This is a genomic window from Chryseobacterium lactis, assembly GCF_003815875.1.
Lineage (GTDB): Bacteria > Bacteroidota > Bacteroidia > Flavobacteriales > Weeksellaceae > Chryseobacterium > Chryseobacterium lactis.
The window spans coordinates 1766361-1792566 of sequence record NZ_CP033924.1 but is presented as its reverse complement, the minus strand read 5'-3'; the positions used below and the strand labels follow the sequence as shown (position 1 = coordinate 1792566).

General features: G+C 36.2%; 21 protein-coding genes and 3 tRNA genes. 13 read left to right on the top strand and 11 right to left on the bottom strand.

All coding sequences use genetic code 11. The features are described from left to right. Positions 1-17 precede the first annotated feature (17 nt). Entirely contained in the window at positions 18-359 is a 342-nt protein-coding gene (locus tag EG342_RS07685) for a hypothetical protein (protein ID WP_103289150.1), read from the bottom strand. Positions 360-542: 183 nt separating this feature from the next. Between EG342_RS07685 and EG342_RS07680 the strand changes: the two genes are divergently transcribed. Both EG342_RS07680 and EG342_RS07675 read left to right on the top strand, forming a co-directional pair. Then, positions 543-1724 carry a hypothetical protein gene (locus EG342_RS07680; RefSeq protein WP_103289149.1) on the top strand — a complete coding sequence of 394 codons (1182 nt, stop codon included), beginning with the start codon at positions 543-545 and terminating at the stop codon, positions 1722-1724. Next, complete coding sequence (locus EG342_RS07675; RefSeq protein WP_103289148.1) at positions 1708-2289, top strand: hypothetical protein; 582 nt, start codon at positions 1708-1710, stop codon at positions 2287-2289. Before EG342_RS07680 ends, EG342_RS07675 begins: the two co-directional genes overlap by 17 nt. Here EG342_RS07675 and EG342_RS07670 read toward each other — a convergent pair. Beyond that, positions 2238-2783, bottom strand: a complete 546-nt coding sequence (locus EG342_RS07670; protein ID WP_246008755.1) for a 5-formyltetrahydrofolate cyclo-ligase — start codon at positions 2781-2783, stop codon at positions 2238-2240. The two genes, EG342_RS07675 and EG342_RS07670, sit on opposite strands and share 52 nt — an antisense overlap. 35 nt (positions 2784-2818) lie before the next feature. Then, positions 2819-4186 carry an oxygen-dependent tRNA uridine(34) hydroxylase TrhO gene (gene trhO / locus EG342_RS07665; protein ID WP_103289146.1) on the bottom strand — a complete coding sequence of 456 codons (1368 nt, stop codon included), beginning with the start codon at positions 4184-4186 and terminating at the stop codon, positions 2819-2821. Positions 4187-4558: 372 nt separating this feature from the next. On the opposite strand from trhO, the gene EG342_RS07660 reads away from it, so the two are divergent. Continuing rightward, a complete protein-coding gene (locus EG342_RS07660; RefSeq protein WP_103289145.1) occupies positions 4559-6088 on the top strand; it encodes a trypsin-like peptidase domain-containing protein in 1530 nt (509 codons plus the stop codon). A 73-nt stretch (positions 6089-6161) separates the two neighbouring features. Here EG342_RS07660 and EG342_RS07655 read toward each other — a convergent pair whose 3' ends face one another. The 3 genes from EG342_RS07655 to EG342_RS07645 form a co-directional block, all read right to left on the bottom strand. Then, positions 6162-6617, bottom strand: a complete 456-nt coding sequence (locus EG342_RS07655) for a hypothetical protein (protein WP_103289144.1) — start codon at positions 6615-6617, stop codon at positions 6162-6164. Then, on the bottom strand, positions 6617-6997 hold the full coding sequence (locus EG342_RS07650; RefSeq protein ID WP_062700765.1) for a RidA family protein: 381 nt from the start codon (positions 6995-6997) through the stop codon (positions 6617-6619). The genes EG342_RS07655 and EG342_RS07650 overlap by 1 nt, the downstream gene beginning before the upstream one ends. Positions 6998-7142: 145 nt before the next feature. Continuing rightward, complete coding sequence (locus EG342_RS07645) at positions 7143-9728, bottom strand: putative LPS assembly protein LptD (protein WP_103289143.1); 2586 nt, start codon at positions 9726-9728, stop codon at positions 7143-7145. Positions 9729-9781: 53 nt separating this feature from the next. Between EG342_RS07645 and EG342_RS07640 the strand changes: the two genes are divergently transcribed. From EG342_RS07640 to EG342_RS07595, 10 genes are all read left to right on the top strand, one after another. Continuing rightward, entirely contained in the window at positions 9782-11068 is a 1287-nt protein-coding gene (locus EG342_RS07640) for an N-acetylmuramoyl-L-alanine amidase family protein (RefSeq protein ID WP_185126882.1), read from the top strand. A 59-nt stretch (positions 11069-11127) separates the two neighbouring features. Further along, positions 11128-11202, top strand: a tRNA-Glu gene (locus tag EG342_RS07635). 11 nt (positions 11203-11213) lie between these two features. Next, the gene (locus EG342_RS07630) at positions 11214-11534 is read left to right on the top strand and encodes a hypothetical protein (protein WP_103289142.1); all 321 of its coding nucleotides are present in this window, start codon (positions 11214-11216) and stop codon (positions 11532-11534) included. Between the two features lie 67 nt (positions 11535-11601). Then, entirely contained in the window at positions 11602-11856 is a 255-nt protein-coding gene (gene rpsT, locus EG342_RS07625) for a 30S ribosomal protein S20 (RefSeq protein ID WP_002983073.1), read from the top strand. A 10-nt stretch (positions 11857-11866) separates the two neighbouring features. Then, positions 11867-11938 (top strand) — tRNA-Glu (locus EG342_RS07620). A gap of 66 nt (positions 11939-12004) precedes the next feature. Further along, positions 12005-12076: transfer RNA gene (locus tag EG342_RS07615), tRNA-Glu, on the top strand. A 240-nt stretch (positions 12077-12316) separates the two neighbouring features. Continuing rightward, the gene (locus tag EG342_RS07610) at positions 12317-13849 is read left to right on the top strand and encodes a T9SS type A sorting domain-containing protein (RefSeq protein WP_103289141.1); all 1533 of its coding nucleotides are present in this window, start codon (positions 12317-12319) and stop codon (positions 13847-13849) included. 189 nt (positions 13850-14038) lie between these two features. After that, a complete protein-coding gene (locus EG342_RS07605; protein ID WP_103289140.1) occupies positions 14039-14812 on the top strand; it encodes a T9SS type A sorting domain-containing protein in 774 nt (257 codons plus the stop codon). A 222-nt stretch (positions 14813-15034) separates the two neighbouring features. After that, positions 15035-15823, top strand: a complete 789-nt coding sequence (locus EG342_RS07600) for a T9SS type A sorting domain-containing protein (RefSeq protein ID WP_103289139.1) — start codon at positions 15035-15037, stop codon at positions 15821-15823. A 101-nt stretch (positions 15824-15924) separates the two neighbouring features. Next, on the top strand, positions 15925-17502 hold the full coding sequence (locus tag EG342_RS07595; protein ID WP_103289138.1) for a T9SS type A sorting domain-containing protein: 1578 nt from the start codon (positions 15925-15927) through the stop codon (positions 17500-17502). A gap of 218 nt (positions 17503-17720) precedes the next feature. On the opposite strand, the gene EG342_RS07590 is transcribed toward EG342_RS07595, so the two are convergent. From EG342_RS07590 to EG342_RS07570, 5 genes are all read right to left on the bottom strand, one after another. Continuing rightward, on the bottom strand, positions 17721-19079 hold the full coding sequence (locus tag EG342_RS07590) for a hypothetical protein (protein ID WP_103289137.1): 1359 nt from the start codon (positions 19077-19079) through the stop codon (positions 17721-17723). A 353-nt stretch (positions 19080-19432) separates the two neighbouring features. Then, a complete protein-coding gene (locus EG342_RS07585) occupies positions 19433-21754 on the bottom strand; it encodes a DUF5074 domain-containing protein (protein WP_103289136.1) in 2322 nt (773 codons plus the stop codon). A gap of 31 nt (positions 21755-21785) precedes the next feature. After that, entirely contained in the window at positions 21786-22982 is a 1197-nt protein-coding gene (locus tag EG342_RS07580) for a cell surface protein (RefSeq protein WP_103289135.1), read from the bottom strand. Positions 22983-22995: 13 nt separating this feature from the next. Further along, complete coding sequence (locus EG342_RS07575) at positions 22996-24132, bottom strand: YncE family protein (protein WP_103289134.1); 1137 nt, start codon at positions 24130-24132, stop codon at positions 22996-22998. Further along, entirely contained in the window at positions 24129-26180 is a 2052-nt protein-coding gene (locus EG342_RS07570) for a TonB-dependent receptor plug domain-containing protein (protein ID WP_103289133.1), read from the bottom strand. Before EG342_RS07570 ends, EG342_RS07575 begins: the two co-directional genes overlap by 4 nt. Positions 26181-26206: the final 26 nt, after the last annotated feature.

Below are 26206 nucleotides of genomic sequence, written 5' to 3'. Positions count from 1 at the left end.
TTAAGCTTATGCTAGAATTATTTCTTAGCAGCGTCTTTTGCAGCATCTTTAGCAGCGTCAGCAGCTCCTTTAGCAGCATCAGCAGCACCTTTAGCAGCGTCAGCAGCACCTTTAGCAGCATCTTTAGCTACAGTAGCACCAGCAGCAGTAGTTGCAGCAGCAGCATCTTTAGTAGCTTCTACAGCTGTAGTAGCAGCAGAATCAACAACTTTAGCAGCAGAGTCAGAAACTACAGCAGCAGAATCAGCTACGTTAGCAGCAGCAGAATCAGTTGCTCCTTCAGTAGAAGTAGCTTCAGTTTTTTTACAAGCAACTAGAGAGATTGCAGCGATAGCAGCTACGAATAATGACTTTTTCATAATAAATTAAATTTAATTTTGTTAATATTGTTTTATAAAATTTTCTTCTGTTCTGTTATTTGAACAAGACAAAGGTAGAGCAGTTAGAAAATTTGTTTATGAAAAATAATTGTAATACCTTTGTAAAATAGTTTTACAAAAAAATATAACTGATAATCAATAATTTAACCATTTTTTGAAAAATTGACAGATTTAGATCTTTTACACTTTGAACAGCTAAAAAAGGATGTTCAGGGTCAATACTTAAAAGAATATACCCCTTCGCAGGATGACATATCGAAGTGGAAGGGTATAGACATTATATATTTCCAGGAAGACCTTCGTAAAAAAGCCAAAGGCAACATCAGCGAAAAGTCATTTTATACCTATTTCAAAACATCACCGGTTACTAAATTACCAAGAATTGACATGCTCAATTTATTGAGTATTTATGCGGGTTACGACTCATGGTACGAATTTAAAAAGCAGCATCTTTTTGCCGGAGAATTGCTTCAGGAAAATGACGACTTGGAGGAAGAAGAAATCACTGAGCTTGAAAAAACAGTGACAGACTCTCCTCAGCTTCCAAAAACGGAAATTCAACCTAAAAAAGTTGAAATTAAACCCCACGAAAACGTTGATTTACAAAAAACAAATACTGAAAATCAGCAAATTAGCAACAAAACAACCCAAGTAAATGAAACCGAAGTTTCAGCAGTATCTCCTAAGAAGAATTTCTTTAAAAAAAATGCCTGGGCTTTTGTTACTTCTATCTTAATTACCATCACCGGCTTGCTAGGTTTTAAAGATGTACTTTTTTCAAAAACTTATAAATACTGCTTTATCGATAAAGACCGGGGAGTTTCTGTTATCAATACCTTAGAAATAATGGTAGTGAAGGAAAATGAATCTCCATTGATGTATAAAATAAAACCGGGCGATTGTTTTTTCTATTCCACTAAAGATAAAAATCTGAAAATGCGCATCAGTGCTCCATTTTATGAACCACTGGAAGTTAACAGAAACCTGGAAAATGCCCCGGAAGAAGAAAAAATAGAACTGAAACCTGATGACTATAAAATGGCAGTTTATTATTTCTCCATAAAAGACATCAAAGGAGGCAATCCTGAAGAACAGGTTGCTCTTATTAAACAAAAAAGAAATCAGCTTGAAAATCTAATCAGCAATAACGCTATTATTTATCAGGTATATGACAATGATACTTACGGAATTGAGAGATTGGATAAACAGAAGTATATCACTCTGGTAACCACTCCTACCACCTCATTGAAAAACCTGAGTGTTATAGAAATGAAAAAAGACGCCAACGGTAAAATTATATCGATCAAATTTAAAATCACCTCCACAGATGAAAAAAATAAATAATTTTTTAATTTTCACGGTGCTTTTGGCTTTATTTGTTGCCTGTAATAAAAAAAGTACAGAAGTCAGTGACCTTGATAAATTACGAAACAGCAACAACGCAAAAAGTTACCCTGCAGTACAGATGGATAGTATGCAGGCAATCAATTCTATTACCAAACAAAAAGTTCAGGAACTTCTTGACCTTTCAACCCTTTATCTGTCCGGCAACAGAAATACCGAGATAGACACCGTTATCTATTCACAGATGGAAAGTTATTTCCACAAACCTGATTCTTTGACTTTCAAAAATCTTTTCAAAGAACTGGATAGCATGAAAGTAAAATCAGTGAAGGTAAATAACCTGAATGTGTATAAAGAGTTTTATAAAAAAGACACGCTGGATTATGCCAAATTTAATGTAGAGTATTTTGACGGTAAGAATAAGTCTTTAGGAAGCTTTGAAAAGAATGCCCAATATATTTTACTGTCCAGACCGAAGCTTAAAAAAGAATTTAAATTCTATTTCTTGGATTTTTATTGTAAACCATTTAAGAAAGACAGTACTTCAACAGGAGTAACCAAATAGTCTAAGGAAATATCATTTTCCCAGACATCATCGATATATTCATCGGGGTCAAAGTAATTGACTCCGATTTTTTTTGTTTCAGGAGAAATACTTTGAAAAAGACCGTCATAGAATCCTTTACCGTATCCTACTCTATTGCCTTTTTTATCACAATATAATAAAGGAGTGATAACATAATGAAAATGAATCTCTCCTGAATCTTCATTGGTTACCGGTTCTGAAATCCCCCAGGAATTGGTTTCAAAAACCGTATTCTGATTAATTTCAATATTAATAAGCTTATCATCTACAATTTTAGGTACATACACACGGATTTTCCGGGTTAGAAAATCCTGTATGAATATCCGGGTATCTATCTCGTTAAACTTCTGAATAGGAATAAAAATATGAACTTTCTCTCCTTCTTCAGGCTTAAAATAACCAATGAAATTTTCAAAAATCTTTTGAGATAACAAGAAAGCCTCATCAATTGACAAGGCTTTTCTTTTTTGCATATATTTTTTTCTAAGCTCAGCTTTTAACATATCTGTTATGCGTTTTCAGCTTGTTGAATTTTATATAATTTATCTGATAAACGAACTCTGTAAGGAAGTTCAAAAGTAATTTGATCTCCAACTTTAGCCGTTTCGCAAGGTCCTCCATTTACATGAATTTTTGTAATGGTAAGTTCCTGCTCACCAGTGGTAGGCCCGGAAATCAAAACCTGATCTCCAACAGAAAGTTCTTTATTTTCAATTAAAAACTGTGCAATTTTTGATTTTGAATAATAATGTTCAGCTTTTCCAACCAATACTTTCTTAACAGCAATCTTCTGGCGGATATTTTTTGTTTCAGCTTTGGCTAGTGGTTTAATGGGTAAATCGCCTGAATTTTTAAATTTCAACGCTTCAGATTTTCCTTTTCTGAATACCTTATTCCCAACCTGCAGTCCTTTTCTTAATTTTAATTGCTCTTCCCATGGCAAATGGATCGTTTCTACACATTCCGTAGAACAACAGTTTTCCATCGCTGCCTTACATTCATCACATTGAATAAACAACAGATGACAGGCATCATTAGCACAATTGGTGTGATTATCACAAGGTTTACCACACTGGTGGCATTGTGAAATAATATCGTCCGTAATTCTTTCTCCTAAACGGTGGTCAAATACAAAGTTTTTTCCAATAAATTTACTTTTAATGCCTTCTTCTTTGATCTGACGGGTGTATTCGATAATTCCCCCCTCTAATTGATATACATTTTTAAACCCCTGATGTTTAAAGTAGGCACTCGCTTTTTCACAACGAATTCCTCCTGTACAATACATCAGTAAGTTTTTATCTTCTTTAAAGTCTTGTAATTGCTCATTGATGATCGGCAAACTTTCTCTGAAGTTTTCCACATCAGGAGTAATCGCTTTTTCAAAATGACCTACTTCACTTTCATAGTGGTTTCTGAAGTCAACAACAATGGTATTAGGATCTTCAAGCAAATCATTAAATTCCTGAGCTTTCAGGTGAATCCCTTTATTGGTCACATCAAAAGAATCATCATTCAAACCGTCGGCAACAATTTTATTTCTAACTTTAATAGTCAGTTTTAAAAAGGAATAATCATCCTGATCCACCGCTACATTTAAGCGAATTCCTTTCATAAAATCATATACTTCCAGCGTATCACGAAAAGCTTCAAATTGATCCGCAGGTACACTCATCTGAGCATTAATTCCTTCATGAGCAACATAAATACGGCCAAGTGCATCAAGTGCATTCCAGGCTATAAATAATTCATCGCGAAATTTTTTGGGATCTTCAATTTTGGCGTACGCATAGAAAGACAATGTAAGACGTTCCTTACCAGCTTCTTCAATAAGTTGAGCTCTTTCTTCTGCGCTTAAGGTGTTATACAGTTGCATGCTATAAACTTTTTAAGTGAGAAAAATATTTTTGCAAAGATAATCATTTTTGAATTAAGTATTTTTATAGACATCAATGATACACCGCAGCAAATTTTATCATTGAAAAAGGAAAATTGAAAACCGAATGCTATTTTGTCCATTTTATATGGTAAATTATACGCTATAATGTCTGATTTTTCTTTAATTTTTTTTTAAGTTTTGTTAACTCTGACATTAACAATTATGACATAATACATAAAATGACATAATAGCAGTTAAATTTTAGTTAAAATTGAAACATAGCATACTAATTGCTTACTTATTTAACATTAAATTTGTTTACTCAAAAACATTTTACAGAAATTAATTAATAAACAAGAAAGATATACAATGAAGAGTACTTTAAAAAAACTATTACCATTTGCGGTAGTTGGAGTTGTTTCAGGAGCTACTACCGTTGGAGCAATACAATATTTTGGGCATGGCTCCAATAATGGAGATCAATCTTATTTCACCACAGCAGCCCCTACAGCCTCATTTGCAGGAATGAATACGGGAGCAGTGGGTGATGACTTTGTAAAAGCAGCGAAAACAACCGTTCCTGCTGTAGTTACTATTAAAAACTATCAAAGCAGAACCGCGAGCAGAGCCTCAGAGCAGGATTTGTTCGATTATTTCTTCGGAGATCCGTTCGGAGGGAGAGGTCAGCAAAGGCAAAAGCAACAGCAGGCTCCGGACAATATGCCTTCAGGTATGGGATCAGGGGTCATTATTTCTCCTGACGGTTATATCATATCGAACAACCACGTAGTGGCAGGTGCCAATAAACTGGAAGTTGTATTAAGCAACAAGAAATCATATATCGCAACGTTGGTGGGAACTGACCCTAATACGGACATTTCTCTACTAAAGATCGAAGAGAAAGGACTTCCTTATTTAAACTTTGCGAACTCGGATAATATTGATGTAGGACAATGGGTGCTTGCGGTAGGAAATCCACTGGGACTAAACTCTACCGTAACCGCAGGTATTGTTTCTGCTAAAGGAAGAGGAATCGGTATTTTAGGAAGCCAGGGGAAAGCAAGCAATCCAATTGAAAGCTTTATTCAGACGGATGCCGCCATCAACCCGGGTAACTCCGGAGGTGCTTTGGTAAATACCAATGGTGAACTTATCGGAATCAACTCTGCGATCCAATCTACAACAGGATATTATCAGGGATACGGATTTGCCGTTCCTTCCAATCTGGCAAGAAAAATTGTTGAGGATATCAAGAAGTTTGGTATTGTACAAAGAGGATTCTTAGGAGTTTCTTCATTAGACCTTTCCAATGACCAACAGGTTCAGGCTTATAATAAGCAATTCAAAACCAGCATTAAATCCGGTTCCGGAGTTTATGTTACAGGATTTGGCGATAGCAGCGGTGCTGAAGATGCAGGTCTGAAAAAAGGAGATATCATTACAAAAATAGACAATTACGACATCACAGATTTTGCTGATCTGTCTATGTCTATCGGAAGCAAGCGTCCTGGTGATAAGGTTCAGGTTACTTATTCAAGAAACGGAAAAGAATCCACGACTAACGTAACACTTAAAGACCAGAAAGGAGGTACTTCTACAAGAACTAAAGCAGATCTTAGTGTAACGGAAAAAATCGGTGCTGAATTTGATCCATTGAATGACAGATTCAAAACTGAATACGGACTAACCAGTGGTGTTGTTGCTAAAAACGTATCAGAAGGCAGCGAAATGGCCAAAATCGGAATCGTAGACAACTACATTATCATAGAGGTTAATGGCAAGCCTGTTAACTCACAGAAAGACGTTGAAAAGGTTCTTGAAAAATATCAGGGCAACGTACAGGTGAAATTCGTAGATGATTACGGAAGAATCTATACTAAAGGATTCAAAATGCCTTAATTAATAAGAAACAATAGTTATTTTCATATCAACAAAAAAGCGCTGCAGAAATCTGCAGCGCTTTTGTTATTATTTATTTGGGTTTGTTCATCTTTTCAGCAATTCTTTTTTGCTTATTCCGCTCATAGATTACTTCTACAATCTTACCTCCAATCCAGGAAAACGGAAAGAATGTAAGGAAAATAGAAATCTTATAAAACGTTGGATGGTACGGAAATATAATAACATCCAGCATGGCTATAAAGAGCATAATAAAGCCAATCAGAATAGCATAGGCTACTTTAGCATATTTAACGATGATGGCTGTGGCAACTCCTCCAATTGTAGTTCCTAGTCCGGAAATAAACAATAAGAAGCCGAAGAAAGCCTTATCGTCCTTCATACTGAAAAGAAACCTTTGCCAATGCTCGAACGGAGCAAAAGCTTCAAAAGTTATCCATTGCGGAAAAGCCCTTATACCAAGGGTAATAATAAGCCCTGCTATACCAAGACCCAACAACACCGCAATTGTATTTCTTATAAAATTCATTAATCCTGATGTGCGATCATAGAAATTTCAATATCCACATTTTTAGGCAGACAAGAAACCTGTACTGTTTCACGAGCCGGATAGCTATCTGCATCTAAATAAGAAGCATAAATATCATTCATTACCGCGAAATCATCCATACTCTTAAGGAAGATGGTAGCCTTCACAACGTTCTTGAAAGTCATCCCGGCTTCTGTAAGAATTGCTTCCAGATTTTTCATCACCTGATGTGTTTCTTTTTCGATTCCCTCTACCAATTTACCAGTTGCAGGATCTACAGGGATTTGTCCGGAAATGTATAAAACTCCGTTAGCCATATTAGCTTGTGAATAAGGCCCTATCGCTGCAGGTGCATTAACTGTGTTGATTATTTGTTTCATATGTGGATATTTATTTTTTTATAAAGTCATCTGCAATCACCATCATCATGTATTTCTTTGATCAGAAAACTTAATGAACGGTGATTCATTAGAAATTATTTTGCTTGCAAATATAAAATTTATATTCTCAAATGCCAATCTGATATTAGAAAGGTGCATTAGGCTGCGTAAAGCTTCTGTCTTTGTACTTCAATGCATCACTTAAGATATTGGCTTTGATCCCGATAAAGAAGTCATATACTTTATATTGTCCGAAAGGTACCCAGTTGAAGTTGATTGTAAAACTTCGCTGGTCTCTTGAAAAACCAATTCTGGTATAGGCCAGCTGCTTGGTCACCATATCATAGTGCGTACTTCCATTGATATTCCAGTAAGGAGTAAGTTTTATACTTCCGTCCAGACCTAATGATGCAATTTTATTACCAAAACGGCTAAGCCCTTTTGAATAGGCATAATTGGCATTGATATTCAACGTCCAGGCTTGGTCAAAATGAGCATAATTATCATCATCAAAATAATAATTTTCGTTTCGGACCTCTCCTTTTGAAGAATACTTTTTAGCATAATCTGTCTTTTCTCCAAAAATCTCGCTGCTTAAAGGATAAGACAACTGAACATTGAATCCCTGTACACTGAAGGCACCGAACTTTTCTGTTCTGATTCCCGTGTCCTGTCCCGGAAGGAATTCGATTTTATATGGATCAAGAGAAAGACTTGTATTAACAGTAAGCTTACTATTGAAGAAAGATGATTGTCCGTTTATTGTAAAGATTGACCATGGGTGATCTTTAGCAGCAAAATTATAGCTTCCAGAAAGGTTTAATGATTCAAAGATTTTGATTTTCTTCACACCGGTAGAATCGCTTTTAGACTTTATCTTCATTTCAATATTGTTTCCAATATTAAATCCTAAGGATCCAACCATTCCACTTGAAGGGCTTCCCACAATTCCTTTTTCAAAAATAGAATAAGGCGTCAAAGCTCCGTTCGCATTGTAATAGTTTTTATAATATCCAAAATTCGGACTTGAAAAATCAGGAGAATAAGTAAACCCTATACTTGGCGTCATCATATGTCTCACCGCCTCTACTGCAGATCCTTTTTTAAACTTCATCATTCCGTAAAGGGTGGTCTGAAGACTGGCAGTTGTAGAGAATGTAGAATATCCGGAAAGGTTTTTACTGATTTCATCTACTGTAATATTCTTTATAGGATCATAGTATCTGTTCAGCGTTTTTGTCGTTAACGCATTGTCAATATTAGCACTTAAACTGAACGTAAAATATTTTGCCAGGGTGGTATTGGTTGCCAGGGCAATATTATTCTTAAGCCCGGTCTGCATTTTATCCCACATTTCTTTTTTAAACAATTCGTTTTCCTGAGTGTTAACGAAGTTGGTAAGGTTAAAACCTGTATTCACCGTAATATTCTCAATAAGTCCCTGTCTCACTCCTGTTTTTGATTTGAAAAGGTAAAACTGGTTGATCGCTACGTTCATTTGTGGAAGGCGAAGATCAGCTAATCCCGTTGCAAAGTTTTGAGAATATGATGCCGTTCCGGTAATCGTCATCGGAAGTTTCAGAAATCTTTTGGTAAGAGTTACCGTAGAATTCTGCTGTGTATTCAATACATTTTGATTGAAAATGTAGTTGTTGTTTAATGGATTGTTATAAAACTTCGTACTTACAATATCAACAGAAGCACTGAAAGTCAGGAAAGGATTGGCTTTAGAATCCTGAGAGTGTGTCCAGTTGATTCTGTAGGTGCTGTTTTTTGTGTAGTCATCCAGCCCTTTAATCCCTCTTACCATTGTTCCGACATCCGCATTAAATGATCCCGAATAACGGTATTTCTTCTGATAATTCATTTGGGGACGAAGGTTCCAGCTTCCTTTTGTATAAATATCGGCTAATACCTTGAGATCAAAATGCTCTCCGATGGGTTGATAATATCCAATTCCGTTCAGGAAGAACCCTACATCCTCTCTTTCTCCAAAACTAGGAATCAGAATTCCGGCGGCTCTTTTGGCTGAAAACGGCAAAATAGCAAACGGTAAATAAAGAGGGGTCGGAACCTGTTCTATAAACATTTGGATAGGGCCCGTAACGATCTGCGACTTAGTTTTAGTTTTAATAAGCTTAATGTTATAAGCCCTCATAAAATAATCCGCAGTGGTATCTTTTTTCTTGATAAAATAATCATCCGTAGTATAATCCGCCTTTCTCATAGCATATACGGAATCGTTATATTTTTTGGTCTTCTGGGCTATGATAACTCCCTCACTTTCTTCGGTTCTTGCATTGAAAGCGATCGCCTGTTTCGTTTTGGTATTATAGCTGAATTCATTGGTTTCGTACTTTTTACCTCCCTGCAGAGTAATCACGGGCTCAATAATTTTCCCTAAAGAGTCTTGTTTTCCACGGGCATAAATTGTATTTTTATTATCATCAATAGAAATATAATCTGCATCAATCTGCATATCCTGGTATTTTACCTGGGCATTTTTATTGAGGAATGTCATCTTTTTTGGGATGTCCCTACGCTGATCGTCGGCTTTTGTACGAAGCACGTCATCAAGGGATTCCTTTTTTACAACAATGGTATCCTTTTTGGAAATAGTATCATTAACCGCATTTTTAGGCAATTTTTCAGGAGTTTTCTGTGCTAAAAAATTGTTAAAAATTAGGATAATTAAAATTTGTAATATATTTTTGAGGACGGTTTTGGCCAATTTTATTATATATAATTAAGGCCCAAAATTAATATAATTTTTATAACTGTAAGATGCACAAACAAAATTTTAAAATAATTTTATCATTTCTCCTTATCCTAACCAGTAACTTTATTTTCTCTCAGAAGAAGTTCACAATCGTTCTGGACGCGGGACACGGAGGAAGTGATCACGGAGCCAACAGGAGTTATGCAGACATTGGAAGAGTCGCAGAAAAAGACATTACCCTAGCAATTACTTTAAAAGTAGGAGCAATGTTGGAGAAAAACAGAGACTTCAAAGTAATATATACCCGAAAGATTGATGAATATCCTTCTCTTTCGGACAGAACCAACCTTGCCAACAGAAGCAAGGCAGATCTGTTTGTATCTATTCACTGTAACTCTGCACAGCGGTCTACCGCATATGGTACGGAAACTTATGTACAGGGACCTAACCAGAATAACGAAAACCTTGAGGTTGCAAAGAGAGAAAATGACGTGATTTTTCTGGACGAAAAAGATAAACAAACTTTTGGTTCTTATAATCCTGATTCTCCGGAATCATTAATCGCGTTAAAACTTCAGCAAAGTAAATATCTTGAATCAAGTCTTCTTTTGGGAGGGCTGGTAGAAGATAACTTTGTGAATAAAGACAAACGGTTCTCAAGAGGAGTTTTCCAGAAGAACCTTCACGTTCTGCGTATGAATGCAATGCCATCGGTATTGATAGAAACAGGTTTCATCAATCATCCTGAAGAAAGTCATTATATCGCTTCCGACAAAGGTCAGAACGAAATTGCCGAAAGTATCTATACTGCAATTATCGATTATAAAAAAGCAGTTGACAGAAAATCTGGCGGATCTATTGCGGTGAGAAAACCGGAACCTGAAAAACCGGCAGAAGTAGCTCTGAAAAACGATTTCAGAATATTACTGATGAGTTCTCCTACGAAGTACAATGAAAATGATCCTGCATTGAAAGGGCTAAACTATGTGCTTACAATCAAAGAAAACGGACAGTACAAATATTATTACGCTGTAACGAATATGGCTTCAGTGAGAGATATCAACCTTAAGACGGCCAAAGATGCAGGCTTTAGAAATGCTTTTGCGGTAGGATTCATGCCTAATCAAAAAATAAGCATGGGATATTACACCATTGAAGTATATGCCGGAGACAAGCTAAATGGCAATTCATACATTATTCAAAACCTGAAAGATGTAGAGAGAAATAAAGACAGTGGAGTGTTTTATTATACCTACGGAAAGGTATATACGCTGGAAGATGCTGCAAAGCTTCAAAAAGAGCTCGAATCTAAAGGTGTGAAAAACACGGTAATACAAAAAGTTTATAAATAATCTTAAAAAATAATTTTGAAGTTTAAAAGTTAATTATTACTTTTGCAACCTCAAAATTTGGCCTATTCGTCTAGTGGTTAGGACTCAAGGTTTTCATCCTTGCAACAGGGGTTCGATTCCCCTATAGGCTACCAAATTTGATATCATGCCGGATTTAAAAATACAAGAAGCAAAATTGCTTTTTAAGAAAATCCACTCTAACCCAAAAAGTTATGATTTACAAATCAATGAAGACGGGATTGCAGGCAGGGATGATAAAATAAGTTTCAGACTTTACAGGACTGGAGAAAGGGTTGCTTTTGAAGTAACAATAGATGAATTCACTTTCACCAATACCACTGGAGAATGGAACAATGCGATGATTATGTTGGGAAACACGATCAAGAAATTAGAGAAAGAACAAGAAAATTTAAAAATAGAACAGGCAATAAATAAACTTAGAAAATACCTTTCAGAAGAAAATTAAAAATTTTTGAAAATAAATTTGGTAGTTAAAGAAAAAGTTTATAGTTTTGCACTCACATTTGAACGATATGGCAAATCATAAATCAGCACTAAAGAGAATCAGACAAAACGAAACTAGAAGACTTCGTAATAGATATTATCACAAGACTGCTAGAACAGCATTGAAAGCCTTAAGAAATGAGGAAAACAAAGCTGCTGCAACAGAGCAACTGCCAAAAGTTATCGCTTTATTGGATAAATTAGCTAAGAAAAATATTATCCACAAGAACAAAGCGGCTAACTTGAAAAGCAAATTGACAAAGCACGTTAACAAGTTAGCGTAATAATATAGTAGGCCCGTTCGTCTATCGGTTAGGACCTCAGATTTTCATTCTGGTAAGAGGGGTTCGATTCCCCTACGGGCTACAAAACTAAGAGTTGATACTTATAAAAACAAAAACTAACACATTACTTCGGTAATGGAAGATAGAGGGCCCGTTCGTCTATCGGTTAGGACCTCAGATTTTCATTCTGGTAAGAGGGGTTCGATTCCCCTACGGGCTACAAAGAGAAGACTTTCATTAAGTCTTCTCTTTTTTTGTGCCATATATCCCCCAGACATAGTTATAATTTTTTGTTATTTATAAAAATACTATATATAATAACATTTTAATATTACATAATTAATTAAATATTAAACATATATATGTAATAAAAAATTATTGTTATTATTTTCATAAAAAATATTTAAAATTAAAATTATTCACTTACCTTTGATTAAAACAATACCCAAATCTCAAAAACATGAAAAAACATTTACAAGCAAGTTCCTGCTTAAGAAGAGCAGTACTGCTATCTTTCCTGACATTCTTTATGAACAATTTATCCTTTGCACAGGTTACGACAAAAACTTACGTGTCCGGTGAGAACCATTCAATTTCAGCAGTTTGCTTAAGTTGTGGCATTCAAAACCCACAAAATGCAATAGGAAACAATGAAGACGATTATTCTTCGTTAAAGATAGGCACGGCATTATTAGGAAATATTTCTCAAACCCTCGAATTTCCGACATCAAGTTTAAAAAAATTAAGGATTGGCATCGGAACCGGCAATAGTCAATTATCGATTTCATTGCTAAGCGGAGCAACTATAGAAACAATGAATGGAAATACATCCAATGGAGATGGCAGAATCATAGATAATAATATTCTTAAAATTGGTTCACAACTCAACAGAGCAACCATAGAATTACAACCCACAAAACTTTACAACAAGGTAAAAATAACGTTAAATACCGGAGCCATCAGTGTGAACAGTGAATTTCGAATTTATTACGCCCATCAGTCTGAATTTATCACCCTATGCAATACCTCACTTCCCGCTACTCCATACTATTATTATCCTTTTGATTGGCAAATTCAAGATAAAGTTCATAATTATCATTTTAACCAGGAACCCAATGTTGATCCACAATTTGAAGACAACAGCGTTATATGTGGTAAGGCGTTAAAAGCATACAATACCTTGAAAACAGACCTCACATCTGAAAATAGATTAGAAAAGACTATTTCATTTTGGGCTGACGTAGAAAACTCATTATTTGTGAATGTATTCGGCACTAAAATCACGATAGACAAAACATCATTTACAGTAAATCAGGATCGTGCGTATCGTATACCTGATCAAGATGATGACAGCCTTTTTCCTTTAAAGCTGTCTAAACAAAATTCTAGCACAGGCCTCCATCATTATTCAATAAAAGTGACTCCAATACTTCCTACACCTTTCGAAAAATTACTCTGCAAAAGTCGTATAGATCCAGAAGATACAATACATTGCTCAAAACCTGTTGGAGGAATCATTTCAAAATATATAGATGGAAATCTTACTGAGAAATATAAAATCACTTTTCAGGTGGGCTACCATGATTCTAATCCGGATTCCGAAAAACTCATTTCACTTACGACGGAGCTGGCAAAAATAGACGACTTACTGATTTACCAGGAAGCATTACCAGATGAAATACTCAAAGTACTACCTGCAGCATATAGCTTACCAGGTGTTTCGTCACCGCTAGCAACAAAAATAACACCTACAAAAGATCTATTCACTCTATCTCCCAATCCTACTACAGGACAAATCACCCTCAATGGAAGCATTGACCTGGAGGGAGCAGATATTTTCATCAATAATACTTTTGGAAAGGAAATTTTCCGTTCAAAATACCATTCCAGAACGTTTAACCTACCGACAACATTACCTGGAGGCATCTATTTATTGACCGTACAAACAAAGGATAAGAAAACATTTACTCAAAAGCTTATCCTCACTCGATAAAATATAACACATCACAAAGGCAGGTTTTTAGACCTGTCTTTTTTATTAATTTAAAACAATGTATCCTTTGCCTAGTTTTTTCCGATTATAAATAAGTTTAAAAAAATCACCAAAAAAGGAAATAATATTTCTTGCTTTTCTTATTAATGTGTAAATTTGAATGAAACTATTCATCCAAAATTCGATAACATGAAAATTAATTTACTTTTGAGAAAACAGTTCTCATTTAAAGCTGTTTTCACAGCATTGTTTTTATTCGCTACCAATGCTTTATTTCTTGCCCAGAACAGAATCTATGCTCACGCTCAAAACTCAGGAGTTTTTGGAGTAGCTTGTTTAGGCTGCCGTGTAGACAACCCTCAAAATGCCATTGGAGATAATGAGGACGATTATTCTACAATGGTATTAGGAACCGCATTATTAGGAGGAATTCAACAAACTTTAACTTTCCCTGATCTAAGATCCGACACAAGACTTGTTGTGGGTATCGGAACAGACAACATTGCCTTATCTGTACAATTATTAAGCGGTGTAACATTGGAAACCATGAACGGAGGCCAATCCAATAACGACAGAAGAACGATAGATGTAAGTCTTCTTAAACTTGGAGCAACTCCTAACAGAGGTACCGTAGAATTTAAACCTGAAAAACCTTATGACGGAATAAGAGTCGGCTTAACAGGTGGTGTACTTAGCCTTGGTGGCGGATTCAGGATTTATTATGCTTATCAGGATCCGTTAATCAATATTATGGCACATAGCCAAAACGGACAAATTACTCTTGGCGGTAATGTTCCTGTACAAGGTTCTGAGGTTACCTTAGTGAATACATCAGGAAAAGAAGTATATCGTTCGACCCTGAGATCAAACACATTTGATCCCCAACAGTCCGGAGGGGTGTACATTATGACACTTCAGACAAAAGAAGGCAAAGCATATTCACGCAAAATCATGATTAAATAAATAATAACTGTTTTTCCTTTCATGCGGCAGCTTTTAAAGTTGCCGCATTTATTTTATCTGATTTTAAAACAGAGAAGCCGTTGCATTATTAATTAAAATTAAATTATACAACATCAAAACAAATTTATTATTAACAAATCACATAATTATGAAATAAAATTGCCAACATAATCATTTTATGTGTAAATTAGTAAAAACTTAAAAACCCAAAATTTTCTAGATATGAAAACTCATTTATTACTTGGCCAGCGCGCTATGAAAGCGGCTATTATGGCTTCATTCCTGTTTTTAACAAGTGCAACGTCTTTTGCACAGATTACTAAAATCTATGCAAGCAGTCAAACCAACCAGGTGGTAGGTATTTGCCTGGGATGTGGTGTATTAAACCCACAGAATGCAGTGGGAAGTAACGAAAGCGATTATTCTACATTACAGGTTTCTGTAGGATTATTAGCAAGAACTGAACAAACTTTGATCTTCCCTGCGACTAATATAGCTATGGGTACCAATAAGTTTGTACTTGGTTTTGGAACAGATCAGGTGATGCTTTCGGCACAATTGATCAGTGGTATTTCCATCGAAACATTCAATGGAGATGTATCTAACAACGATTATCAAAATCTAAACAATGATGCTATCAAATTGGGAGGTACAGATCCAAGCAAAGGAGAACTTGAGCTTACAATGAACAAACCGTTTGATCGTATTAAGGTAAATCTTAACGGAGGATTGTTAAGTGTTAATGGTGCTTTACGATTGTATTATGCTTACCAATACAAAGATCCATACATCAACTTTATGGCTCATAATCAGGACGGACAAATTACTTTGGACAAAAAACTTCCGCTGGAAGGTAGTGAAGTAAGCCTAACTAATACTTCAGGAAAAGAGGTTTATCGTTCTAAATTAACGTCTAATACATTTGAGACTAAGCAGCCACAAGGTGTTTATATCATGACTATCAAGACAAAAGAAGGAAAAATGTATTCTAATAAACTTATTATTAAATAAGCTATCAACTTAAACCCGGCAAGCTTAAGAGCTTGCCGGGTTTTTTTGTCTATGCAATACTTCTCATTGCCAAGTTTTATAAAAAACCAAACACTAATTACATGAAAACAAACTTACTAACTGATTACCGTATGACACAAGTTATAGTGTATATCTTTTTCCTTCTATCAGGTACATTATCCTTCGCACAAAATAAGATTTATTCCAGCAGCCAGATCAATCAAATTACTGGAATATGTTTAGGTTGCAATATATTTAATCAACAAAATGCTGTAGGGAGTAACGAAAGTGATTATTCTACCTTAAAATTTGGCATTGGAGCTTTGGCCAAAATAGAACAAACTCTTATTTTCCAGGAATCTACCACTAAAAAGCTAGCCATCGGTATTGGTACGGATAATACTCCTCTATCAATCGGATTATTGAATGGTGCTACGGTGGAAACAATGAAAGGTGATATTTCCAATAATGATGCTAAAATAATAAACAGCAGCATTCTTACGCTTGACGCACAAGTCAATAACAGAGCAACCATTGAGCTTACTCCCACAGCACAATACGATCGGGTTAAAATAACACTGAACGGGGGACTTCTTAATGTAAGCGGGGGACTAAGAATTTATTATGCTTACTACGAGGACAGATGTATGCCTGCCCTTTATCCAATTCATCATTATTCATTTAACGGTAATACTTTAGACATCCCAAGTGGAGGCCTCGACTTAACTCGCATTAGTTCTCACGAAGAATCTTTTTCAGGGAATATGATATGCGATCAGGGTCTTACCTATTCTTCGGCAGATTCAACTTATGTACTCAAAGGTAATAATTATCTGAATGTTCCTTCTCCCAGAGAACCAAGAACTGTTTCGTTCTGGGCACGAATTGAAAAGGCGGGCTCTATTGATCTGACTATCTATGGAGAAAAAATAAAGATTACACAAGATAGCATCATTATAAAACCTGTTAATGAAAATAACCTTCATAGCAACAAGGCATACTTCGGAAAAATGTTCAGGAGCAATCCTGCCATTGCTGGATCCTTCAACTTCTACGTCATCAACTTCAACAATGATCCTACACCCCCGTATGCGGTTTCAAGCACTCTTTACGCTCCTAACAACCAAACCAACCCGCCCTATTATCCTGTAGATGTACGCTTGACCGTTAATACTCAAGGGCTAACCGGGCCATTCATGCTATTTCATAGTAATAATTTTTCAAGCACGTATCCTTTAACAATTCAAACTACTCATTGGGCTCCATATTATATACAAGGAGCAAATCTCAATAATGAATTTATTATTTCTTATAAATCATCACAAATCGACGAATTTCTGATTTATAACCGGAAACTTTATCCGGAAGAACTCTTCAATGCTTACTCACATTCTCCAGCAAATAGCTTTACAACTTCGAAGGTTTCATCTTCCCATGAAAATGAATTCTTTAGAGTTTCACCAAATCCGACAACAGGGCAGATCACCTTGAATGGAAACATCTTATTCATAGATTCCAATATCTTCATCACCAATACTTCAGGGAAAGAAGTTTATCACTCGAAGTTTACGTCAAAAACATTTGAATTACCTTCAGCGATTCCCACCGGAGTATATATACTTAACGTACAGACAAAGGATAGAAAAATTTATTCCAGTAAGATTATCCTGACTAGATAGTTACCTTAACTACTTATAAACAGAAGGCAGACCCAAGGTCTGCCTTTTTATATTTATTATTTATGTTTAGGCTAAATGAAATAATTCACTTCGTTCTTTTAGTTTATAAACAAAATAAGGCAGGATTCAACCCTGCCTCATCGTACCGCTTTTCATCGATATCATTGTCAAAATCAAAAAAATTAAATCATTAACTAATGGATAGTAAAATTATTCTATTACTGTATCATCCAAGCGATTGCATTGGCATATAAGATACTATTGTACACTGAAGATGATGCGGCAGTACCTGTACCGTAATTCGTTTTTGGAATTGGTTTACCTACCGCATCCACACCCGCAGGATAAGACGTTGTAGATGTATTACCTACAGCCCCTAAAGGAAATCCTCCATCACCCCAGAAAAACAATTTATAGGTTTTATGAACGAACCCTACAATTTTACCATTATTTGTTGCTAAAATATCCACATTGGAACTGGTAATATTAGAATTGGAATAAGAACTTGCATCATCATTATCATCTCCTACCAATAAACCTCTTGCATCTCCAAACGGCCCGTTAAGAATAGGATGATTGACATTAGCAATTCGCTTAACAAGCCCTGTACTGATCGTAGGATTGTTGACCGTTAGCCCTCCAAATATTTTGTCCAATAATTGATTGGGTTGAGCTTGTTGAAGAAAAATCATAACCCGCCCTCCTTTGTCAAGATAATCTTTAAGTGCAATAGCATCTGCTGCGTTTGAGGTATAATCCCAAGTAAAGATAATCATGTACGGATTATAAGTTTCAATATTGACTGCCAGGTTTCCTTGTGCGGATCCGGCGGCTTTAATATCAAATCCTTGTGTAGGAACTGTACCTGTAGGGCCAAAATTAGCTGGTGACTGCAATATTGTAGTGGGTGCAGTTGTACTTCCTGACCTTGGTGTATATATACCATCTCCCAGGGACAAAATCGTTCTTCTGGTAAGAATTCCTGAATTTACATTCACTGTAAAAGCACAGGATTGCCCGGCAACAGTAATAGCAAAATAAGCTAAGCCTGCTGCAGAAGGAGTTCCACTAATGGTAAGTGATATATTTCCGTTTCCGGTCAAGGTACCGGCAGGTGCTGTAGCGGTAAGGCCGGTTACCCCCGTTGAAGCTACTGAAATAGCATTATATGGCTGTCCTGTAGCGTTACTATAATTGATTGTTTTTGTACCGTTGCTCATCGTTCCTGCGGTATAAGTTCCGGTAAGTGATCCGCTTGTACAATCCAATACAAAGCCAGGTGTAGGAGTACCACATTGGTCACATAAACAGCCAGACCAGCCCGTAGGTTTGTATACACGTACACAACTTAATGTCGAATCATACATGATAGTTCCTACAGCTACTTTTTCTCCCACCTTGGGATGAACCATATTGTTAGGATCTGAATTGGTAGGAAGTACCAACCCCATATTATTGGTGGTTTCTTTATTGATGTCTAAAGCACCTCTGGGGTTGGCCGTACCTATGCCGACTTGAGAGAACAAAATATTCGCAAGGAATATCATAAGTAATAAGTAAATTTTTCTGCTTTTCATTTGTTTTGTTTGCTGCAAAAATATCTTTTAGATCCTTGAAAATCCAAAAAATCACCTACATCACAAATACATCAATCGCTCTATTTATAGTACTTCACCTACTCTACATTTGTTCTACAACATCATTATACAAAAGAGTTGAATGCCAGAATTGATACTATTTCTAAATTAATGAGGCTAAAGAAAAATGTCAAATTTCACTTCATTTTTTTAATAAAAGCAGACCTATTTCATTTAATGTATGACCAAAACGTCACATTTTTCTTACTCTAAATAATAAATAAACTGCAAAAAGCCCCGGCCAATATATTGGCCGGGGCAACAAGATGAAACAAAAATAGCTGTGCTAAAAATTATTTTTTAATCAATTTTTGCTGATATACTGCTTTATCAGTTACTGCCTTCAGAATATACATTCCTTTTGGTAACATGCTTACATTGATTTGGCCATTATTGAACTGTGTATTTACCAATTTACCGGAAGCATCATAAATAGCTATATTAATGACTTTTTCCTCAGTTTTAATGTAAACAACATCAGTGGCCGGGTTTGGATAAATACCAAAATTCAGTTTCTTAATCTCCGAAGTTGCTAAGGTAGCATCCTGGCTGTTCACTGTAATTGTTTTCTCAACAACTTTACCATTTGAATTGAAACTGATCACAACATCTGCTACACCAGTTCCAACCGGCTGTAATACCAATTCATCATCAGCATTGATCCCCGCTGATACCACAGAAGAATTACTGTTTGATTTAACTGTTTTTACAATTGCAGCATTAAAGCTATCTCCATCAGAGACTACTGTTTTTAAATTAATTGTAGTAGAGCTTGCCACTGTAACCTGTGATGGTAAAGTATTATTCACTACAGGAGCTGTATTATCCGGAAATACTGTTAATGCCGGGAACCAATAGTAATCATTTAATATTTTTGTATTGATCATGTTACCATTCATATCATAGGTATGTACCCAGTTCTTTTGATAATGGCCGCCTGTTTCTGTTGTATTTACAATGAGTTCTCCGGTTATAGGATTTACACGTAATGCAGCTCCGTAAGGTGTTTGTTTATAAGTTCCTGTTTGTTGCGGAATTGTAATAAAGGATTCATTAAACGTCTTGGTATTGACATCAAATTTAACAATTTGACTTCCCAATCCCCACATAGATCCAGCTTTGAACCAGTACAATATGTTATCTGTATTACTGGCAGAAAAACTACCTGCGTTCCAAGCTCCCCAGGAATTAGCATAAGTTGAAGTTGGAATACTATAGGATTGAGTAGTAAACGTTTTAGGATTAACGTTGACAATTGTATTTATCTTAATCGCCCATACACTTCCATCCTTAGCCTGTACTATTGATTGGAAATCACCCGGAATCGTATTAATCACAGTATCTGTATTAGGATCAATTACAAGGATTCCTACTTGTTGCTTCAATGCAAATACATGTTTTGAGGTTCGGATCATATTTCCAATCTGTTCGCTATAAAGATCAGCACCTTCAGTTCCTGGTATCACATTACCTACTGCCAGATTATCAATATCAAATAGATAAATACCGTTGGAAGCTCCAATATATCCTTTATGTTCATTTACCCCTACAAATGTCCTTCCGTCACCACCTCCAATGTTATCAAAAGATGCAATTTTCTGCATTGTCTGTGCGTTTGCCACAACAAGTCTTCCTCCCGGAGTGTATTGAGTATCTCCCCCATCAGCGGCTTGCTTCGAAACAAAATAGAACTTATCACCGTAAATAGTTCCATATTGAGTAGTCGCTCCAAAAGCATGGTTATTATTGGCATTACTGTAGACTCTATAGTCTATTGATCCATTATTATCGATAAAGTTTACAGATCCGTTCGTATGCCCGAACCATTCTTCATTTACGATGAAAAATCCGTCAGTATAATTGCCTACTGTATTTACGTTCTTCATATTCATCAGACCCGTCAAAGCAGCGGATGAAACATAGGGAGCAACAGGAGTCATGGTTGAAGAAAGCGGTATTGTATTAAATGAAGAATTAAAATTCCACACATCCCATGATCCATTTTGCAACACACGGGAAGTAGCTCCTACACTTGAGTATCCAAAATTAGCATTGGCAGGGTTTTTAACCCAATAAGACCAATAACCATTGGTCATCCATCCAGACTGCCAGTGATCATTAGCATCAACTGCCGTATAATCATCAAAGTTATAAGCTGTAGTGTTTACGATCCCGTTTACTGGAAGAAGCGGAGTGGATGTATTCCCATTAAAATACAAAGCTGCCAGATTCTGTCCGTCCAGATCAAAACCAAATCCTCCCACTGCAATTCCTTGTGGTGTTCCCTGGTAAAGCAGCGTAAAGAGTCTCTGATCTTCTTTAGCAATTGCCTTGATCATATCTGCTCCTGTAGCATTGCCATTCCATCTGAATCCCCAAACCAACGCATCAGGATTCTTACTGTCATTCCATTGTACCACAAAAGCAGCTTCGTTTGAACCCGTTCCTACCCAATACTTGATATCGGAAAAACTGATTGACGGAGCTGCCGCTGACTTAAGCTGACTCTTGGCTACTGCCGGAATGTCATTTCTAAGAACTCCCTGTACTTTTACCTGTGCATTTATAAAAAATGCAAACAGAAAAAGCAGCGTAAAAAGATAAAACTTTTTCATTTTTATTAATTTATAGTTGAATTATTGAATTTTATTGAAAATGCAAATCATAAGCTCCGGAAACTTCTGTTGAAACTTCCCCGATTCTACCCGCTTCCTGATTGATTCCTGTATGTACTTTTATAAAATTGATTCCCGGAAGTTTAACATATTTTCCATTTCGATCAACAGCCCATGAGATGTCGATATTGGAGGCTTCATCTGTATTCGGGGCGTTATCGGCATAGCCGTATTCATATGATTTCCCTACCCAGTAGGCTCCTGATCCACTTTGGTCGTAATAATTATCTTTAAGTCTCGTACCCGTAAAAGTATAAGATGCATCTGTAATCCACAGCGGATAATAGCTTTGCAGATGGAACATGTTCCTTGTTTTAAATCCGGTGTTCCCCAGATTGTCTTTCCACTTGATATATTCTACATCTATATCCCAACCCAGATTCCCGGAAACAGGTATCTTATTTTCATCGGGCTTGAAATAGGTGATGCTATAATCTTTTACGGTTGTATTCTTAAAGTATTCGCTTCCAGCAATTTCATACCATTCGTTATCATCCGGCTTTCCATTTTTATTCCGGTCATAAGCGACCATAATAATTCCTGGTTCACATGAACCAGAACGAGGATCAATAGCAGCGTTTCCAAAAAATGCATTTCCTAGTATTTTAAAGTCTCTTCCTTCCAGATTCGGTATAGTATGATCAAAACCAAAAACAACATATCCACCGAATCCACCAAGAGTTACTTCGGAAGATTTCGCTCCAACAAGGGATTTTCTTGCGCTTTCAAGCATATCATTGGCTGTATTTCCTGATACATATTCAGGGATATCATGTACGAATTGTCCTACTGCAGGACGATACTCCAGAACTTTTGAAATATACTTAGTATAGGTTGCCGTTTCTTTTTCTACAATAATTTTTGAATGATAAGTGTTTATGTTTCCATTATTTTTTATAGTAAGTGTCAATGGATAGGTTCCTACAGCAGGACTTATAAATTCAAGCTCCGAACTTTGAGAAACGTCAATATTATTAATACTCCATGTAATATTCCCAGAAGTGTTGGCCGAAATATTTAATACTTCAAAACGCTCTACCGTGTAGGAATCAGCCAAACCATTAAAATTAAGGGTATCATTATCATCATGCTTACAGGAGGCGATCATTCCTACAAACAGCAGTGAGAAAATTCCGGTTTTTAAATAATTAATAGATCTTTTTGTCATGTTTATCAGTTTATTATTTATACAAAAAAGCAAAATGGGCAGGGATATTTCCGCCTTCTGTTTTCCATTTAAAATGTCCATTTTTATCGAAGCAATACACAAACCCCATCGACACATAATTTCTTGCATCGGTTATATAGATATCTTCTGTGATAGGATTTACAGCAATTCCATAAGGAGTTTTTATGATGGTTTCATAATCCGAATCAATAATTTTATTGGAAATAATCTGCTCGGTTTTTACATCAATAATTCCAAATGATTTTTTGTAGGTGTGGGTATTGTAATTGAATTCATTTCCGTAATAATACAGTTTGTCGTTAACAATCGTCATCTCATTAACGGCAAGATGAAAGTCTTTCTTGATGGTGCCTGTAGCAGCATCAATCAGAAATAAATTGGAAGGCACATTATAATAATCTCCTCTTGAGCTTACATATAAGTCACCGTAGTTATCTTTTTTAAGGCGATGAAGATTAATGGCAACGTCTATCTTCTTTGTCTCTGTAAAACTGTTTAAGTCTATTACCGAAACTGTTCTGTCATAGTTCGGAACCATATATCCACCGGAATTGGCCACAAAAAGCTGATTGCCTACAATTTCAATTTCTTCGGGCTGATATCCTACCGTTACTTCACGTTTTATGGCAAGAGAAGTGGTGTCAATTTCCACGACTTTTCCTTTTGGAGCATTGGGATTGATATCTACCGGACCAACATAGCTGCTTGCGTAGGCTTTTCCATCTTTAAATGCCAGATACCTGCAGTTCTGCAATGGAATAGATTTAATACGCTTAGCCGTTTTGGCATCCAGCACTTCAATTTTATTGGAAACATTAACCACAATATACAGCTTGCTTCCGTAGATCTTAATATCATTTCCTACATCGCCCAATTCTTTTACGACATCCGGATTAATTTCCGCATACATATTCCGATAATAGGTTCCCTTTGTATAATCGAAAAAATCCAGGGTGCATTTATTGCTTCCCATATTTCCTTCATTCAAGACATAGAATCCTTTTATAGCTGTGTTTTCAGCGGGTGCAAGTCCTTCCACCACCTCCATGGGGATTACAATTTCATCGGTACGGCAGGCAACAAGAGAAACCAGTGCAAAAAGTAAAAAGTAAATATTCAGTTTTCTCATAAGTTAAAGTTTAAGGAGAGCCTGAAGTTTCTTCCGGGCATAGGATAATTTTTGACAACATCATAATATTGATTAAAGACATTGTTCATTTCGAGATTGATTTTAAAAGGATGTCCGGCCAGGTTCATTTTCTTTTGAATAGAAAGGTCATGAGTATACCAGGGTTGTACAAAATTGTATTGAATATTATCCAGTTGTCCATCATAGCGCTTTCCGACATAGATAACACTGTAATTGAAGCTCCAGTCCTTATAATCGGCCATCATTGTAAAAGAACCGCTATGCAGAGGGGTATAAGGAATTTGTGCATTATAAAAGGTATCACCGGGATCAAGTCCATAACCTTTATCCGTTTTATCTTTAGCACTTTGATAGGTGTAGGATAATAAAGGTTTAAGCTTCACTACTCCCAACATGATTTCTGCCTGTGCATTAATATCAACTCCGATGATTTCTACCTTTCCAAGATTCAGCATCATCCAGCGGAACATGTTCGTCGTAGGAACTGCAACAATTTTATCCTTTACTTTGTTATAATACCCGTCTACTTTTACATAGAATCCTTTCAATATGGGATGATCATATTTTTTCTGATAAGTAAATCCAATGTCATGCTGAAAGGTAAATTCAGGTTCCAGGAAAGTACTTCCAACATTCGTATAATACAGATCATTAAAAGTAGGAAGCCTGAAAATCTTTTTGTAGAAAGCCCTTAGTGTAAGTTCCGGAACTGCCTCAGGCTGATAACTCATAAATAAAGCAGGCGTCCACTCTCTCCTGTCGTCGGGTCTTTTATTTTTTCTTACTTCTTCAAAAGTAAATGTACCCAGGAGACTTCCTAAAAACTTGAACCGATTCCACTGATAGGTGGTAGCCAATGCAACTAATGTTGTATATCGGGTTGGATAAGAAAAGTTCTTCAGGTCGGCATCCAGATTATTGTACTGAAAGTCTCCGCTTACACTAACATCCCAATTGGAATTTATAGAATATATATTGGAAGAGGAAAGATACACTTCCCGTTGGATATAAGTATTTTGTGAAGGGTAAACCGCTTGTGATAGTACAGTATCATTAAAATGGGTGTAATCATAAGCAAATTTTGCCTTGAGCTGGGTTTCGAATTTTGGAAACAGTTTTTTCCTCAGATTGGCTTGTACAAAGTAATTTTCATCAATCATTCTTGCTCCTCTCGCTTTAAAGCGGTTGTTGACAATAGGAGCCGGGATACCACGATCTGACAGATAGCCATATCCCCGGATGTTCCAGCTTCCGTTGTTTACAGTTCCGTTCACGGATGTTTCAAAACGTTTTGCTTTGATATCGGAATCATATCTTTTGGCAATGGTATCATTAGCCGTTTTTCCGTTAGGATATTTTCTGGTATAGCGATATCTGTAAATACCGTCACTTTGGAGAAATTCACCACTAAAACTTGCAGAAATTCTGGGTGAAATTTTTTGTTCCAAGCGAAAGGAAGGATTAAATAAATCAATGGAAGCACTTTTTGCCCTGATGACAAGATTCGTCTTTTTCGTTCCGGTAAATACAGGTGTTTTAGGTTGTAAATAAATAGATCCCGAGGAACCAAAGTCTTTGGCAGGTTGGAAAATTTCACTTTTCTGTCCGTTGTATAACGATATTTCTTCCAGGTCATCCAGAGAATACCGTCCCAGATCGACTAATCCGTTTTGAGCGTTTCCTAACTGAATTCCGTCATAAAAGACCCCAACATGCTGACTTCCCATGCTTCGGATATTAACCGTTTTCAATCCTCCTATTCCACCGTAATCTTTGATTTGCACTCCGGAAAAATACCGTAAGGCATCGGCAACTGAGTGACTGTTCAGTCTTTCCAATTCCTCACCCTGTAAGGTCTGGGCTGGGAGAATTTCTTTAAAATTCTTTTTATAAATATTGACAGCCTTAATTGCTTTTTCTTTGATACTGTCGTTTTTCTTCGATTGAGAAAATAGAAATTGAGAAGTCAACACAAATACTGTGAAAACGACTTTATGCAGTTGTAATGTAGTCTGTTTTGCCACCATTAGCTCATTTAGGATAATGATGACGC